The 1,227-nt window shown below is 65.9% G+C and carries 1 protein-coding gene; it reads left to right on the top strand.

The genetic code is table 11. The features are described 5' to 3' along the window. Positions 1-92: 92 nt before the first annotated feature. Positions 93-1,190 carry an IS1249 family transposase gene (locus AVW09_RS11980; protein ID WP_331709265.1) on the top strand — a complete coding sequence of 366 codons (1,098 nt, stop codon included), beginning with the start codon at positions 93-95 and terminating at the stop codon, positions 1,188-1,190. Positions 1,191-1,227: the final 37 nt, after the last annotated feature.

Here is a 1,227-nt window from a genome sequence, read left to right as displayed (position 1 = left end):
GGGTTATAGGCAAGAACGTGTGGATGGGATCGTGATCTAGCCGCGTGATTTTGCGGTAGATCGGGGTTGCGTATGGTCCGCGACGCTTAGGCGTGGACGTTCCCTCGAATCAGGCGCTGTGCGTGATATGCGGTGCTCGGCTGGTGAAGAACGGGAAGACCGCCGCCGGAACACAGCGGTGGAGATGCCCGGGCTGCGGCGCGTCCTCAGTTCGCTCCCGCCGTGACGTCACCGAGCGCGAGCAGCTGCGCCGGTTCCTGCGATGGGTGACAGGCAAGGCCACTCAAGCCGAGATCGGCGGCGGCACCGGGCGCTCGTTCCGTCACGACACCGCGTGGTGTTGGGCTCTGCAACCGGTCCTGCCGGTCACCGGGGAGGTCCACGATGTCGTCCTCGTCGACGGCGTCTGGATCGGCTCCTGGTGCCTTCTCATCGCCCAATCCGACACCGGACGTGTCCTCGCCTGGCAGTGGTGCGCCAGAGAATCCACGGCCGCATGGACGGCCCTGTTCGACCAAGTCCCGCCACCGGTCGTCGTCGTCACCGATGGCGGTTCCGGCATCCGCTCCGCCTTGGCCGCCACCTGGCCCGACACCGCGGTGCAGCGCTGCATCTTCCACCTGCAACTGAACGTCACCCGCGAGCTGACCCGAAATCCCCGCACCCGCGCCGGCCGCGACCTGCGTCAGATCTCCCTTGCCCTGACCGCGATCCACACCATCGACGACGCCATCGCCTGGCGGCTCACGTTGCAAGCCTGGTGGCAGACGCACGGGCATCTCACCAAAGAACGCACCCTCTACACGAACGGGCACTTCGGATACACCCACTTCAAACTACGCCGCGCATGGAACATCCTTCACCGCGCCGCCGAAGCCGGGCACGTCTTCACTGCTCTCGAGCACGGAAACCCGCGCACCACCTCACGCCTCGAAGGGTTGAACAGTCAGATCCGACACCTCCTGCGCCACCACCGCGGAATGCCCACCGAGCACCGCCGCAGAGCCGTCGAATGGTTCCTACTGATCCAGGAGATCCCCCTTGAACACGCGCACCGACACGCAACCAAACCCGCCCCGACGACCACGGCTGTCGAGCCCGACGACGCCGGAGCACCACCGCTCTACGACACCGCCCTCAGCGCCGAGGAAGGCCTCTGGATGCGAACCGGATGGGCAGGACGAAGATGACACGCCCGACCCATCCACACGTTCTTGCCTATAAGCC

This window comes from Microbacterium sp. T32 (assembly GCF_001619615.1).
GTDB lineage: Bacteria > Actinomycetota > Actinomycetes > Actinomycetales > Microbacteriaceae > Microbacterium.
Note: the sequence above shows the minus strand (reverse complement) of the source record. Positions and strands in the feature narration are given on the sequence as shown.